The sequence below is a fragment of the Cytobacillus sp. IB215316 genome, assembly GCF_033963865.1.
Classification (GTDB): Bacteria; Bacillota; Bacilli; order Bacillales; family SM2101; genus Nanhaiella; species Nanhaiella sioensis.
Map to the genome: position 1 here is coordinate 441,660 of NZ_JAXBMC010000001.1, position 14,230 is coordinate 455,889.

At 34.8% G+C, this 14,230-nt stretch carries 15 protein-coding genes; 11 read left to right on the forward strand and 4 right to left on the reverse strand.

The annotated features are described in order from the left end of the window. Positions 1-28 precede the first annotated feature (28 nt). The 4 genes from SLH48_RS02000 to SLH48_RS02015 all read left to right on the forward strand — a co-directional run bounded on the left by SLH48_RS02000 (position 29) and on the right by SLH48_RS02015 (position 3,623). Positions 29-1,168: an acyl-CoA dehydrogenase family protein gene (locus SLH48_RS02000; RefSeq protein ID WP_320256827.1), complete on the forward strand. Its 1,140-nt coding sequence runs from the start codon at positions 29-31 to the stop codon at positions 1,166-1,168. A 179-nt stretch (positions 1,169-1,347) separates the two neighbouring features. Beyond that, positions 1,348-1,701 (forward strand): cytochrome c550, encoded by a 354-nt coding sequence (cccA, locus tag SLH48_RS02005; protein ID WP_320256828.1) that lies wholly within the window; start codon positions 1,348-1,350, stop codon positions 1,699-1,701. A 99-nt stretch (positions 1,702-1,800) separates the two neighbouring features. Then, the gene (locus SLH48_RS02010) at positions 1,801-2,508 is read left to right on the forward strand and encodes a tRNA (adenine(22)-N(1))-methyltransferase TrmK (RefSeq protein ID WP_320256829.1); all 708 of its coding nucleotides are present in this window, start codon (positions 1,801-1,803) and stop codon (positions 2,506-2,508) included. Continuing rightward, the gene (locus tag SLH48_RS02015; protein ID WP_320256830.1) at positions 2,505-3,623 is read left to right on the forward strand and encodes a Nif3-like dinuclear metal center hexameric protein; all 1,119 of its coding nucleotides are present in this window, start codon (positions 2,505-2,507) and stop codon (positions 3,621-3,623) included. Before SLH48_RS02010 ends, SLH48_RS02015 begins: the two co-directional genes overlap by 4 nt. 145 nt (positions 3,624-3,768) lie before the next feature. Here the strand turns inward: SLH48_RS02015 and SLH48_RS02020 are convergent, their stop codons facing one another. Both SLH48_RS02020 and SLH48_RS02025 read right to left on the reverse strand, forming a co-directional pair. Next, a complete protein-coding gene (locus SLH48_RS02020; protein WP_320256831.1) occupies positions 3,769-4,716 on the reverse strand; it encodes a 4-hydroxy-3-methylbut-2-enyl diphosphate reductase in 948 nt (315 codons plus the stop codon). Between the two features lie 378 nt (positions 4,717-5,094). Further along, a complete protein-coding gene (locus tag SLH48_RS02025; protein ID WP_320256832.1) occupies positions 5,095-5,484 on the reverse strand; it encodes a hypothetical protein in 390 nt (129 codons plus the stop codon). A gap of 997 nt (positions 5,485-6,481) precedes the next feature. On the opposite strand from SLH48_RS02025, the gene SLH48_RS02030 reads away from it, so the two are divergent. Together SLH48_RS02030 and SLH48_RS02035 are read left to right on the forward strand one after the other, a co-directional pair. Further along, a complete protein-coding gene (locus SLH48_RS02030; RefSeq protein WP_320256833.1) occupies positions 6,482-7,795 on the forward strand; it encodes a DEAD/DEAH box helicase in 1,314 nt (437 codons plus the stop codon). A 40-nt stretch (positions 7,796-7,835) separates the two neighbouring features. Next, entirely contained in the window at positions 7,836-8,729 is an 894-nt protein-coding gene (locus SLH48_RS02035; RefSeq protein WP_320256834.1) for a deoxyribonuclease IV, read from the forward strand. Between the two features lie 98 nt (positions 8,730-8,827). Here SLH48_RS02035 and SLH48_RS02040 read toward each other — a convergent pair whose 3' ends face one another. Beyond that, on the reverse strand, positions 8,828-9,082 hold the full coding sequence (locus SLH48_RS02040; RefSeq protein WP_214480283.1) for a DUF2624 domain-containing protein: 255 nt from the start codon (positions 9,080-9,082) through the stop codon (positions 8,828-8,830). A gap of 146 nt (positions 9,083-9,228) precedes the next feature. On the opposite strand from SLH48_RS02040, the gene SLH48_RS02045 reads away from it, so the two are divergent. From SLH48_RS02045 to SLH48_RS02065, 5 genes are all read left to right on the forward strand, one after another. Further along, positions 9,229-10,101, forward strand: coding sequence for a YitT family protein (locus SLH48_RS02045; protein ID WP_214480282.1), 873 nt, complete (start codon positions 9,229-9,231; stop codon positions 10,099-10,101). 239 nt (positions 10,102-10,340) lie between these two features. Then, a complete protein-coding gene (locus tag SLH48_RS02050; RefSeq protein WP_320256835.1) occupies positions 10,341-11,111 on the forward strand; it encodes a metal ABC transporter ATP-binding protein in 771 nt (256 codons plus the stop codon). Positions 11,112-11,114: 3 nt separating this feature from the next. After that, positions 11,115-11,954 (forward strand): metal ABC transporter permease, encoded by an 840-nt coding sequence (locus SLH48_RS02055; RefSeq protein WP_320256836.1) that lies wholly within the window; start codon positions 11,115-11,117, stop codon positions 11,952-11,954. Beyond that, complete coding sequence (locus tag SLH48_RS02060) at positions 11,951-12,367, forward strand: Fur family transcriptional regulator (RefSeq protein WP_320256837.1); 417 nt, start codon at positions 11,951-11,953, stop codon at positions 12,365-12,367. Before SLH48_RS02055 ends, SLH48_RS02060 begins: the two co-directional genes overlap by 4 nt. 336 nt (positions 12,368-12,703) lie before the next feature. Further along, entirely contained in the window at positions 12,704-13,030 is a 327-nt protein-coding gene (locus SLH48_RS02065) for a DUF4190 domain-containing protein (RefSeq protein ID WP_214480278.1), read from the forward strand. A 30-nt stretch (positions 13,031-13,060) separates the two neighbouring features. Here SLH48_RS02065 and ispG read toward each other — a convergent pair whose 3' ends face one another. After that, positions 13,061-14,167 (reverse strand): flavodoxin-dependent (E)-4-hydroxy-3-methylbut-2-enyl-diphosphate synthase, encoded by a 1,107-nt coding sequence (gene ispG / locus SLH48_RS02070; protein ID WP_320257147.1) that lies wholly within the window; start codon positions 14,165-14,167, stop codon positions 13,061-13,063. Between the last annotated feature and the right edge of the window lie 63 nt (positions 14,168-14,230).

Genomic DNA, 14,230 nt, shown 5'->3' on the forward strand with positions numbered 1-14,230 from the left:
TATACATTTTGTTGAGAGGAGAAAATATATGAATTTTGACTTAACAATGGAACAACAAGTTTTGCAAAAAACCATAAAGGAATTCGCTCTGGGGGAAGTTGCTCCAGGAGCAATTCAACGTGATAAAAATAAAATGTTTCCTCGAGAGATATTTAACAAATTGGCAAAGCTAGGATTAATGGGTCTTCCATTTCCAGAAGAATATGGGGGTGCAGGTGCAGATACAATTAGTTTTGCAATCGTAGTTGAGGAATTAAGTAAAGCATGTGCCTCTACAGGAATAACCTATTCAGCACATATTTCTTTAGGTGGGGCACCTATTAATTTATTTGGTTCTGATGAACAGAAGGAACTGTACTTGGCTCCTATATGTAATGGTGAATCGTTAGGGGCATTTGGGCTAACTGAGCCAAATGCTGGATCTGATGCTGGTGGAACGATGACTGAGGCGGTAGAAGATGGTGAAGATTTTGTGATTAACGGTAATAAGTGTTTTATAACTAATGCTAGCTTTGCTAAATTCTTAGCATTAACTGCAATTACAAGTAGAAATGGGGATGAAAAAGAAATAAGCTCCATAATAGTTCCAACAAATGTGGAAGGCTTTTCAATCATTGATAATTATGAAAAAATGGGGTTAAATGCGTCAAATACTACAGAACTTGTATTAAGTAATGTAAGGGTTCCAAAAGAAAACATTTTAGGAACAAGAGGGAATGGCTTAAAACAGTTTTTAATCACGCTAGATGGAGGAAGAATTGGTATTGGTGCTATGGCAGTAGGAATTGCGCAAGCAGCATTTGAAAAGGCACATGCATATGCAAATGAAAGAGTTCAGTTCGGTAAACCCCTCTCAAAAATGTCGGCCATTCAATTTAAGCTTGCTGATATGGCCTTAAAGATTGAGCTTGCTAGAAATATGGTATACAAAGCCGCGTGGCTGAAAGACCATAAAAAATCATTTACGAAAGAGGCTGCTATGTGTAAGCTATATGCTTCTGAAATATGTATGGAAGTTACAAGTCAAGCTGTACAAATTCATGGTGGCTACGGGTACATGAAAGAGTATCAAGTTGAACGTTTGATGAGAGATGCTAAGCTGTTAGAAATTGGTGAAGGTACTTCAGAAATTCAAAGATTAGTCATTGCAAGACAAATTGGTTGTTAACTCGTATAACCCCTTATGTTTTAATCAATAATATGTGTATATTTTCGTAATAAAATTTCAAAATGTATAAGAACTTTGAATTAGGACTTTTCCTTCTATTTATTTTAAAGTAAAATAGAAGTTGTTTGTAAAATATAATTACTACTTGACTTCATTTTTTACATAAGGGGGTAAATGAAATGAACAGAAATCCACTAGTGCCTTATGCACTAATCGCGGTTTTAGGTATTGGTCTTATGTTATTCCTTTCTTTCAAAGGTTTAGGAGACGCTGAAAAGATTGCACTAGGTGAAGAGGAACCACAAGAAGAAGTCGTACAATCTCCAGAAGAAATTTATAATGGGAGCTGTATTGGCTGTCATGGAGGAAATTATGAAGGCGTAGCTGGTCCAGCGCTTCTAGGTGTTGGTGACAAGTTAGATTTGGATCAAATTAAAGATATTTTAGCAAACGGGAAAGGCTCTATGCCAGGAGGATTAGTTCCAGCTGATCAATTGGATGCAATGGCTGAATGGCTAACAACATTAAAATAGGCTAAACCTTATACATGATGCAAAGTCCATACTTCGGTAATGGACTTTTTCATTTAGATCATTCATAATCGAATATAAAATAAAGATAGTGGTGAAAAAATGAACGAATTAAAGCTGTCGAAAAGATTAGAAGCTGTAGCAGAGTACATTCCAATGGGATCAAAGCTAGCTGATATTGGATCAGATCACGCATATTTACCTTGCTATGCTTTTTTACAAAAAAAGATAACTTTTGCAATTGCAGGAGAGATAACTGAAGGACCGTTTCAATCTGCAAATGACCAAGTGACCTCTTGTCATTTAAATAATGTGATAGATGTAAGAAAAGGTGATGGCTTGTCCGTAATCGAACGAGGAGAAGTCGATTGTATAACCATTGCAGGAATGGGTGGACTGCTTATCCGTGACATTCTAGAAACAGGCAAAGAAAAGCTCTCTGGGGTCAAGCGGTTAATTCTACAACCTAATGTGGGATCAAAGCATGTAAGACAATGGTTTATTTTAAATGGGTGGGAGTTAATTGCTGAAACCATTTTAGAGGAAGATGAGAAAATATATGAAATTTTAATAGCTGAAAGAGGAGCACCGTATGAGCCTTATGAAGAGGACATTGAAAAGGGTCTACTCGTAGGTCCATTTTTAGTAAAGGAGAATAATGATTCATTCAAGCGAAAATGGACAAATGAATTAAAGCATTGGCGAATGATTTTAGCAAAATTAGATCATGCTTCTCACTCCTACGATAATCTAAGTAAGAAAAAGGAACTTGAACAAAAAATTACATTAGTAACGGAGGCTTTAACATGAAAATACCAAATGGATTTGAAGTTATTCAATTATTTGAGCAGTTTTCTCCTAAGCATCTTGCAATGGAGGGTGACAAAATTGGGCTTCAAATAGGGACATTGAATAAGCCTATTCGTCATGTAATGGTTGCATTAGATGTTTTAGAAACAGTTATCGATGAAGCGATAGAAAATAGTGTTGATTTAATTATTGCTCACCACCCACTCATTTTTAGACCATTAAAAAATATCGTTACCGATCGACCTGATGGAAGGATTATCGAAAAATGTATAAAAAATAATATTACCATCTATGCTGCGCACACAAATTTAGATGTTGCACAAGGTGGGGTAAATGATTTATTAGCTAAAGCACTTGAGCTTACAAAAGTAGAAGTGTTAGTTCCTACTTTTGAGTTGAATTTAAAAAAATTAGTTGTAACCGTCCCAGAGGCCCATGCTGATCAAATTAAAGAGGCAATCGGCAATGCCGGCGCTGGATTTATCGGTAATTATAGTCACTGTACCTTCAGTTCAGAAGGTGTAGGCACATTTCTACCTAAGGAAAATGCTAACCCTTATATAGGAATAGCTGGAAAACTGGAAACAGTAAAAGAACAGCGGATAGAAACGGTTTTCCCAGAAAACCTAGAAAAAAAAGTACTATCTGCAATGTTTAAGGCACACCCTTATGAAGAAGTAGCCTTTGACATTTATCCCCTTGATAATAAGGGAGAAATGAAAGGGTTAGGTAGGATAGGTTACTTACAAAGTGAGCTCACACTTGGAGATTTTGCAGCTTTTGTAAAGAGCAAATTAGATGTGGAAGGTTTAAGAGTAGTGGGTAATTTACAAGACAAGGTTAAGAAAGTTGCTGTCTTGGGAGGAGACGGTAATAAATATATTAGCCAAGCAAAGATGAGAGGTGCAGATGTATATGTATCTGGTGATATATATTATCATGTTGCCCATGATGCAATGCAGGCTGGGTTAAATATTGTGGATCCAGGTCATAACGTCGAAAAAGTGATGAAAAAGGGTGTTGTAGAAATGATGCGTAAGCAAGTTGCCTCTAAAAACTTTAAAGTGAATATTATTGCTTCTGAAATAAATACAGACCCTTTTACATTTATGTAAAAAAGTATAGTATCCAATAATAATGATACATAGGGATGAAGAATTGTACAGAGTTTACATAAAAAGGCTAACTATAAAATGGGGCTAAATAGTAATTTATTTAGTCCCATTAATGTATTTTGTCGGTTATATAAAATGAACGTTCTTAATTTTTGGAAGTTTTTACTTTAGGTAATATTTTGTGCAATGGCACTTTTCTTTCTCTCGTCCATGTTGATTCATCTGAGCTATTAAAGTTTTCTAAAAATGCAATAACTTCTTTCGTTATAGGTGTTGGTGTCGATGCACCTGCAGTAACTGCTACTTTGTTCGCATCTTTAATCCAATCGATATTTATGTCAGTCACATCCGCGACACGGTAAGCCTTTGTTCCTGCTATTTCCATGGAAACCTGTGCTAACCTATTAGAATTGTTACTCTTTGGATCACCTACAACGATAGTAACATCTGCCTGTCCTGCTTGATCTGCAACTGCTTCTTGTCGAACCTGTGTAGCTAAACAAATCTCTTTATGAAATTCTACCTGTGGGTATTTTTCCTTTACTTGTTCCATAATATGGCCAACATCCCATTGACTCATCGTCGTTTGATTTGTGACAATAATTTTTTCGTTATTTAAAGAAAGGTTTTGCACATCTTCTTCGTTCGCTACGAGGTGAACAGCTTGAGGAGCAACACCAATAGCTCCTTCGGGTTCAGGATGTCCTTTCTTCCCTATATAGATGATGTCATAGCCTTCACTTTCTTTAGCTCTTATTAAGTCGTGAGTTATTGTTACGTCTGGGCATGTTGCATCAATTGTCACAAGCCCCTTTTCTTTTGCAAGTTTTACTACTTCAGGTGAAACGCCATGAGCGGTAAAGATAACCGTACCATTATCTACTTTGCTTAAAATATCAAGTCTGTTTTCTCCATCTAAAGTGATGATCCCGTCTTCTTCAAATGCATCAGTTACATGTTTATTATGAACAATCATTCCTAAAATGTATATTGGTCTTGGTAAGGTTTTATCTAGAGCTGCATTTCTAGCAATTACCATGGCATCTACAACACCATAACAATAACCTCTAGGATTAATTTTGACTACTTCCATTCGAATCTCCTCCATTTATCCCTAAATGAGAATTTTTTATCTATATTAGTAAATGCCTAACAATCATTTGTTCATCGGATGAAATAAGCTTTTTTCGCATTGATTAATATTATTCGTATGATGAAACAAACACATAAAAAACTAGGGTTTCGTATTCCCTTATATAAAACATGGAACAAAACCCTCATATGATGTAGTAATTTGTAAAAAGCAATAAAATTTACGAAAAGAGCTTACAAAAAATAAGAAAAGTTTTCTTCATGGACTTGTCAAGCATCTATGAAATGTCTCACATTAGCTGTGGGTGGTAAAAAGTTGTTATGCTTTTCTTATTTCTCTTTATTATAGCGAAGTGGAGATAAGAATTAAAGTTATGAGCTAAATATAGAGCTTTGGTTTTGATTCTCGACTCCGATCAACAGGTGGAGATTTCGCTATTCTTGGTAGGTCTCTCGGACGGATTGAATTTTTTGTCTGGTTTGATGGTTCGTTAAACATATTAAACATAGAAGGAATTTTATTTGCGATAGGGGACAATTCCTTTAACGTTGGGGCTACCGATTCGGCAGTTTTAAACCATTGTTGAACACTGCTTAATGATTTTTGGAAATCTTTTGGATTCATTAAGCCTTTAAACGAATTTGGTGAGTGGAGCATCGTTGACAAATAATTATCTAACCCTTTGTTTGAATGCATGATTGAAGTAAATGGATTTTGGAACCATTGACTGTTAGAAAGCATTTGATTAAGAGAGTTTTGGTGATTCAATTTCATTCTCCTTTCATTTGTCCATTGTGCTAGTAATTATAGATTATTTTATGTGGGATCAAGTTGTTATGTTGTGGGGTTGTAGCCTGTTTTCTGAAAAACTTAAGTTTAGATCGACATTTTCTTCCTATTAACGGTTATTTTTTGTACAAGTGGATAATTCCATCTTAAACGGTGATGACTGATGAATATAACCCCATCCTAGCAGCTTTAGTGTTAGTAAAGGTACTTTTCGAATAAATTTCTTACTATAGTATCTAATAACGTTTACCTCAAAAATAATTGTTTTACTGAAGTAAAGATACCCTGATCTAGTTGTATTTATGTTTATTTATTTATTAAACAATAAACTGCGAAAACAGCTATAGTAAAAAGCAAACATAGCATAGAAATTTGATGATATAAGATTGTAGTGCTTAAACCAAACAAAACTTTTATCAAAAAAGGGAATAATGTTAAACTAATTAGGAAGATGTTTATATGGTTTTCAAAGGATTGCATGAATAACACTTTGTTGTTATTTCAAGTGTCTTTGAGGTGTAGCTAATCGTTCTATACTTCAACAAAATAAGTACTTGATTGAGTCTTAGGTTGATTTTTGTATTTCTATTACTGTTAACATAGTTTACATTTAGCATCTGGAATTATATTTTAATGTAGGCTCTATTCGTAAACTTTGAAAATAACTACGCTGTTTTATTCAATAGTCGTCGTAGAAGAGAAAATGCCCTTTATTTTTTAGTATGAAAACAGCCTATACTTAATAAATATGGTGCTCTACATTCTAATGTGACGCGGTTTAACTTTGCCTTTCTAAAAGCATTAGCAGTATTCAATAAAGCCCGATCGCTTAAGTGAATTGCTGACAAGCTTGCACTTTTCTTATAAAATCCATTATAATCTAATGATGATATGTTTTGGATAGTAGAAATTATATTGAGTATTCCAGAGGGATTTACAATTCATTTGGGATAGTTTCATAAGGAGTATAGATACGATGAACTCACAATTTGAACGATTTGGATTAGAGCCTTTTATAATCAAAGCGATTAATAGCTTGCAATTTTATAAACCTACTGACATACAAGAGCGTTTGATTCCCTCGATTTTAAAAGGTGAAAGTGTAATAGGTCAATCACAAACAGGAACAGGTAAAACACATGCTTACTTGTTGCCGGTTATTAACAATATAGACCCTGCAAAACAAGAAGTACAAGCGGTTATTACAGCACCGACGCGTGAATTAGCTAATCAAATTTATCAGGAAGTATTAAAGGTCACACAATTTTATGATGGAAGCGAACAAATAACTGCACGATGTTATGTGGGTGGGACAGATAAACAACGTACGCTTGAAAAGCTAAAGGTACAACCACACATCGTTGTAGGAACACCAGGAAGAATACTGGATTTAATAAAGGAACAGGCGCTGCATGTATATACTTCTAATTCATTAGTCGTCGATGAAGCAGATTTAATGCTTGATATGGGGTTCATTAATGAAGTAGATCAAATTGCAGCTAGGATGGCAGAAAAATTACAGATATTAGTTTTTTCTGCTACAATACCAGAAAAATTAAAGCAGTTTTTACGTAAATATATGGACAACCCAAAATATTCGCATGTAGCTCCTAATCAAGTAACTGTTACGAGTGTTGAGCAAATTTTGATCCCATCACGTCATCGGGACAAAGTTCAAATTTTACATGATATCTTGTTGAAGTATAATCCATATTTAGCAATTGTCTTTACCAATACTAAAGTGAAGGCAGATGAAGTTGCAGACTCATTAATTAAAAAGGGTTTAAAAGTCGGTAGACTTCACGGGGACTTATCACCACGTGATCGGAAAAAAATGATGAAGCAAATTAAGGACTTAGACTTTCAATATGTTGTAGCAACAGACTTAGCAGCTAGAGGTATTGATATTGAAGGGGTTAGTCACGTCATTAATTTTGAAATACCTTCTGATCTAGATTTTTATGTTCACCGAGTAGGGAGGACTGCGCGAGCTGGTTATTCTGGGATTGCAGCTACATTGTATGACCCATCAGATGAGGATGCAATAGTAAAATTAGAAAAGATGGGAATTACATTTAAACAACAGGATCTACGTAATAACGAATGGGTTGAACTAGGAGCTAGAGATAAACGTAATAAGCGTAAAAAACAATTGAATGGGCTTGATATTGAAGCTAAAAAAATTGTCCGTAAACCTTCAAAAGTAAAGCCTGGTTACAAAAAGAAAATGAAAAACGATATGGAACAATACAAGAAGCGTCAACGACGTATAAACAAGAGAACTAAGTGATCAAACCTATGACGATATTATTTTAAGGGAGATGAATGGTATGTTAAAAATAGGTTCCCATGTCTCTATGAGTGGAAAGAAAATGTTGCTTGGAGCTAGTGAAGAAGCCGTGGGATACGGTGCAAATACTTTTATGATTTATACTGGTGCTCCACAAAATACGCGAAGAAAAAAAATTGAAGAATTAAATATTGAAGCTGGCCATGCTCATATGAGAGAACATGGTATTGAAGATATAGTTGTTCATGCCCCGTATATTATTAATATCGGTAATACTACAAAACCTGAAACGTTTGAATTAGGCGTCAATTTTTTACGATCAGAAATTGAAAGAACTGAAGCTTTAGGTGCAAGACAAATTGTTCTTCATCCAGGTGCACATGTGGGAGCAGGAGTAGAGGCAGGAATTAACAAAATTATTGAAGGTTTAAACGAAGTTTTAACGCCTGAGCAAAATGTCCAAATTGCTTTGGAAACGATGGCAGGTAAAGGTTCAGAGTGTGGTAGAACTTTTGAAGAGCTTGCTCAAATTATCGAAGGTGTCACGCTTAACGAGAAGTTAACTGTATGCTTTGACACATGTCACACTCATGATGCTGGCTATGATATTGTGAATGATTTTGATGGTGTGCTTCAACATTTCGATCAAGTGATCGGACTTGACCGTTTAAAAGTATTACATATTAATGACAGTAAAAATCCAACTAATTCTCATAAAGACAGACATGAAAACATTGGGTTTGGACATATTGGATATGATGCTCTTAGCTATATTGTTCATCATCCGCAGCTTTCAGATATACCTAAAATCTTAGAAACTCCATATGTTGGGGAAGACAAGAAAAATAAAAAGCCGCCTTATAAATTTGAAATAGAAATGTTAAATCAAAAAGAATATAATCCAAATTTACTAACAAAAATTTTGGCTGGTTAGCTTAATCACTACGTCATCATAATGACAAGGATTTATGTACCCTACAAATCTGTGTCAAAACATTTAAAGGGCTGTCTTAACTTATATTAGACAGCCTTTTATTGAATAAATTTAGTGAAAAAAGAATTGATTTTCTTAGCTACAGTTGGGTTTGTAATTTTAGCAACTTCCTTAATGAGTTTTTTTCGCTCTTTATCTTCAAAAATATCTACATCTCTCTTTTGTATAAGCTCTGTAATTTGCCTTGCCTGTTCCTTCGATATTTTAATGTCATATTGTTTACTATAATTAAGTAAATCTTTAACGGTCATATGTTTTATTTTTTGATTAATCACGTGTTGAAAAAGCTTCATTGTATTCTCCTCCCCTTACACATAGTATGATATAGAATAAAATTGTGTTCCATAAACCAAGGGTGCTTCATATTTACAAGGAGAAACAAGTATAATGATACAAAGAAAATTTAACGCACATCTAACAACACTGGGGAGGGAGACTCATGGCAACAAGACAACATAAAAAAGAAAGCAAACTACATTTTTTTTATCGCTTCATAATGATTTTATTTGGAGCAGGATTAGTAGCTGTTTCTATTGAGTTATTTTTAGTTCCAAATAATATAATTGATGGTGGAATTATTGGTGTCTCTTTAATTATTGATTATTTAACGCCTTCATATATAAGTTTTGCAATGTTAGTCGTTCTACTAAATATCCCATTTATGTATTCTGGGTATAAACAAATTGGTAAGACGTTTATGATATCTTCTATGTTCGGAATTATTTGTCTGGCTATTATTGAACAACTTCTGCACAATGTTGAACCATTTACACCAGAACCTATATTGGCAACTGTATTTGGAGGCTTAATATTAGGCGTTGGGGTAGGGTTAGTTATCCGACATGGCGGATCTTTAGATGGCACTGAAATTCTTGGTATTTTATTAACAAAAAAGCTGCCTTTTTCCGTAGGCGAGTTTGTTATGTTTATTAATATTTTTATTTTTGTTTGGGCAGCATTTGTTTTTGGAACTGAAGAAGCAATGTATTCTGTTATGACATATTATATTGCTTTCAAAACAATTGACACTGTCATTCAAGGACTAGATGAAACGAAGGCCGTCATTATCGTTTCCGATTATTATGAAGAAGTATCGGATGCTATATTACATAGGCTTGGACGCGGTACAACTAAGTTGAAGGGAAAAGGTGGATTTACAGATGCAGAAAAAGAAGTAATTTACGTTGTTGTAACAAGGATTGAAGTAACTAAACTTAAATCGATCGTACATGAAATCGATGCTAATGCATTTTTGACAATTATGAGTACACAAGAAACGAGGGGAGCTAAGTTTAAGTCAGCTATACATTAATGACGTATAACTTTAGGATGTTTTCGCATGATCGTTGCTGATCATATATAACGAGTTTCCATAGCATCTTTTATTCTATGAAAAAGTGGAAGATGCATGGAGCTTTATTAAGTTGTTCTATGTTGGAAATGATCAACAAGGTTGACGAAAGTAGCCTTTTCTTTACAATAGAGCTTGCTTCATGTATAATTTTGTTGTTTAAATCGGAATGATTCCTAATAAGACAGAATGGTGATAACATGACAAATAATAATGTACCCATATTAGAAATTGGTGATCTAACCTTTGGTTATGAGCAGGAGAATGTCTTAGAGGACATTAATTTAGTAATGCCTCAAGGCGCATTTTTAGGGTTAGTAGGGCCAAATGGGTCTGGTAAATCAACTTTATTAAAATGTATTTTAGGACTTATTAAACCGCAATTTGGTTCGATACGGTTATTTGGAACTGAAATTCACAAATTTAAAAATTGGCATAAAATTGGGTTTGTTTCCCAAAAGGCAAACAGTTTTAATAGTGGTTTTCCTGCAACAGTGCTTGAAGTTGTTCTAAGTGGCTTGACTTCGAAGGTAGGTTTACTTCGATTTTTTTCAAGGGAACATAAATTAGCAGCAGCAAAAGCGATAGCTTCAGTAGGAATGAGCCAGTATACTAATCGAAATATTGGAGAGTTATCAGGGGGTCAGCAACAAAGAGTTTTTATTGCACGAGCAATAGTTAGTGACCCATCCTTATTAATTTTAGATGAACCAACTGTAGGTGTAGATGCTACAAATGTTCAAAGCTTTTACAATATGTTAGAAGACTTAAATCAGAACTTGGGGATTAGCTTATTATTAGTCACTCATGATATTGGTACAATTACTGATAAAGTGTCACATGTTGCCTGTTTAAATAAGACCTTGCATTTTCACGGTAAAACAGAGCAATTTGAAAGCCTTGATGAGGGTGCATTATCTACGTTTTATGGTCATCATCTCCACGTTTTAACTCATAACCATGGAGGATAAATGATGTTAATTGAGATTTTTCAATATGAATTTTTACGTAACGCTTTCATTACCGGAATGATGATTGGTTTTTTAGCACCTTTACTTGGTGTTTTTATAGTTGTTAGACGACAGTCTTTGATTGCAGATGCGTTAAGCCATGTTACACTTGCTGGTATAGCTGCTAGTCTGTTTGTTGAAAAAAAACTCGGAGTTTTTCAAGGAATGAACCCTTTATATATGGGCATGGGCTTTTCTGTAGTAGGCTCCATTTTTATAGAAAAACTTAGAACGGTATACAAACATTATCAAGAGTTGGCTATACCAATCATTCACTCAACTGGAATCGGACTTAGTGTAGTTTTTATTTCACTAGCTGATGGATTTAATACAGATCTATTCATGTATTTATTCGGTAGTGTGAGCGCTGTAAGTATGAGTGACGTTTGGACCATTTTAGTTATTTTAATGTTCGTTTGTGTAATCATTTTCATATTCTATAAAGAATTATTTTTACTTTCATTTGATGAAGAGCATGCAACTGCAAGCGGTCTAAATACAAAATGGTTGCATTTGTTATTTATCGTTATGGTAGCATTGGCGATTGCTGCATCGATGCGAATTGTAGGAATCTTATTAGTTTCTTCATTAATGACATTACCTGTAGCAGCAAGTATACGTATTAGTAAAGGGTTTAAACAAACGATTTTTTTGTCAATTGTATTTGCCCAACTAGCCGTATTCTTTGGTTTGTTTAGTGCTTATTATTTAGATGTGGCACCTGGTGGTACGATTGTTCTTTTTGCTGTTATAGAATTAATCCTAGTTCTAATCACGAAGAGAGTGGGGAGAAAGAAAAAATGAATGTTGCTGGTGCAATCAATTTATTAAAGAAGGAAGGGTATAAATATACGGGTAAGCGAGAGGAAATGCTACAACTTTTCTCAAATACAGATAAATATTTAACTGCCCGTGAAGTACTGTTAAGAATGAAAGATAATTATCCTAGTTTAAGCTTTGATACAATATATAGGAATTTATCATTGTTTGTTAAGTTAAATATATTAGAAATGACTGAGCTATCTGGTGAAAAGCACTTCCGTTTTACTTGTGCTACGAAAGAACATCACCACCATTTTATTTGTTTACAATGTGGGAAAACGAAAGAAATTCACTCTTGTCCAATGAATCAATTGTCAGAGCATTTTCAAGGATATGATGTTTCAGGGCATAAATTTGAAGTATATGGGACGTGTCCAATTTGTGCTAATGCATAAATGAATTCTATAATAAGTTGAATTTTAAAAGTTTTAAAGTTTTTTTTAAAGCCTCATGGAAATACGTTGAAGACTTCTGAGTTATGCTGAATGTCTATTTGTTGTTTTTCGTACTAAGATATAAACACGTATACATCTCGTGTACCTGGCATCTTTACTACTTTATGGTCATGGATGATCGAAAAAAACTTGTTTTACTGTACATTTTCAATAATAGCAAAATAATTTATAAAAAGATGCTTCCAATAAAAGCAAAGATTAACACAAATATTTCTTTCCTAGAGAACAATACTAAATAATGCCCCTCTTTAACATAAGAAAGTGAGGTATATAAACATGGCTCAGGAAAGAAATGATGATGGTTATCGAGATAACTATAGAAATGATCCAGAAGCGGATTTTATGGAAGAAACATCAACGGAGTTTGCAGAACCTATTCAAGCTTTAGGTAGTACGAGGGAAGTGGAAAGTAACTGGGTAGGTTGGCTTTCCTTGGCTCTATCGATCATTTCACTTTTTGTCGCTCCAATTCTTTTTGGAGCTGCAGGTATCATATTAGGCTTTGTTGCCCGCAGAAGAGGAGCAGAAGGAATGGGGGCATGGGCGATCGGAATTGGTATCGTATCCATTGTTCTGGGCATCTTTATACTCCCATTTTTTTAACATGATGAAAAAAAGCTTGACAATTATATGTCAAGCTTTTTCTGTTTGCTGCTTTGCGTAATGCTCTGCTGCTATTTTATCAATTTCTTTCTTAAGTTCTTCGACCATGGTTTCTTCAGGGACTTTACGAACAATTTCACCGTGGCGGAAAAGGAGTCCTTCACCTCTAGCCCCTGCAATCCCTATATCAGCTTCTCGAGCCTCTCCGGGACCATTCACAGCACAGCCTAAAACGGCTACTTTTATCGGCGCTTTAATTGTTGAAATATAGTCTTCTACTTCATTAGCAATACTAATAAGGTCTATTTCAATCCTTCCGCAAGTTGGACATGAAATTAAAGTTGCTGCATTTGAGGCAAGCCCAAAAGATTTAAGTAATTCTCGAGCTACTTTTACTTCTTCTACTGGGTCTGCACTAAGAGAAATACGAAGTGTATTTCCAATCCCTTTACTTAAAATGACACCTAAGCCAGCTGCACTTTTTACTGTTCCGGCAAATAAAGTACCTGATTCAGTAATGCCTAAATGTAAAGGATAATCAAATGCCTTTGCTGCTTTTTCGTAAGCCTCGATTGCTAAATTTACATCCGAAGCTTTCATGGATACAATGATATCATGGAAATCAAGATCTTCTAATATTTTGATATGGTGTAACGCACTCTCAACCATACCGTCGGCAGTAGGGTATCCGTATTTCTCGAGTATCTTTTTCTCAAGAGATCCAGCGTTAACACCAATTCGAATAGGTATATTTTTTTCTTTTGCAGCATTTACGACAGCTTCAACTTTTTCACGTCTTCCAATATTCCCTGGGTTAATGCGAATTTTGTCTGCGCCACCTTCGATTGCTTTGAGGGCTAACTTATAGTCAAAATGAATGTCAACTACAAGTGGTATATCTATGCGACTTTTTATTTCTGCAATGGCATTGGCAGCTCGTTCATCTGGACAAGCAACACGAACTATTTGACATCCAGCTTCTTCTAACCGTTTAATTTCTGCTACGGTAGCTTCGACATCATGCGTTTTTGTTGTGGTCATACTTTGTATAACTAGCTCGTTATTTCCACCAATTGTTAAATTACCAACTTTAACTGGGCGAGTTTTGGTACGATGTATAATTTGACTCACGTATATATCTCTCCTTCAAGGATTATCTTCTAAATAAATTTGATCTTATGTCCTTTAATTACAGTATCT

Coding starts and splice junctions, on each gene's coding strand:
- SLH48_RS02065 (WP_214480278.1), top strand. CDS start 12,704: ATGGCTCAGGAAAGAAATGATGATGGTTATCGAGATAACTATAGAAAT.
- SLH48_RS02055 (WP_320256836.1), top strand. CDS start 11,115: ATGTTAATTGAGATTTTTCAATATGAATTTTTACGTAACGCTTTCATT.
- SLH48_RS02060 (WP_320256837.1), top strand. CDS start 11,951: ATGAATGTTGCTGGTGCAATCAATTTATTAAAGAAGGAAGGGTATAAA.
- cccA (WP_320256828.1), top strand. CDS start 1,348: ATGAACAGAAATCCACTAGTGCCTTATGCACTAATCGCGGTTTTAGGT.
- SLH48_RS02000 (WP_320256827.1), top strand. CDS start 29: ATGAATTTTGACTTAACAATGGAACAACAAGTTTTGCAAAAAACCATA.
- SLH48_RS02050 (WP_320256835.1), top strand. CDS start 10,341: ATGACAAATAATAATGTACCCATATTAGAAATTGGTGATCTAACCTTT.
- SLH48_RS02020 (WP_320256831.1), bottom strand. CDS start 4,716: ATGGAAGTAGTCAAAATTAATCCTAGAGGTTATTGTTATGGTGTTGTA.
- SLH48_RS02045 (WP_214480282.1), top strand. CDS start 9,229: ATGGCAACAAGACAACATAAAAAAGAAAGCAAACTACATTTTTTTTAT.
- SLH48_RS02030 (WP_320256833.1), top strand. CDS start 6,482: ATGAACTCACAATTTGAACGATTTGGATTAGAGCCTTTTATAATCAAA.
- SLH48_RS02035 (WP_320256834.1), top strand. CDS start 7,836: ATGTTAAAAATAGGTTCCCATGTCTCTATGAGTGGAAAGAAAATGTTG.
- SLH48_RS02040 (WP_214480283.1), bottom strand. CDS start 9,082: ATGAAGCTTTTTCAACACGTGATTAATCAAAAAATAAAACATATGACC.
- SLH48_RS02015 (WP_320256830.1), top strand. CDS start 2,505: ATGAAAATACCAAATGGATTTGAAGTTATTCAATTATTTGAGCAGTTT.
- SLH48_RS02010 (WP_320256829.1), top strand. CDS start 1,801: ATGAACGAATTAAAGCTGTCGAAAAGATTAGAAGCTGTAGCAGAGTAC.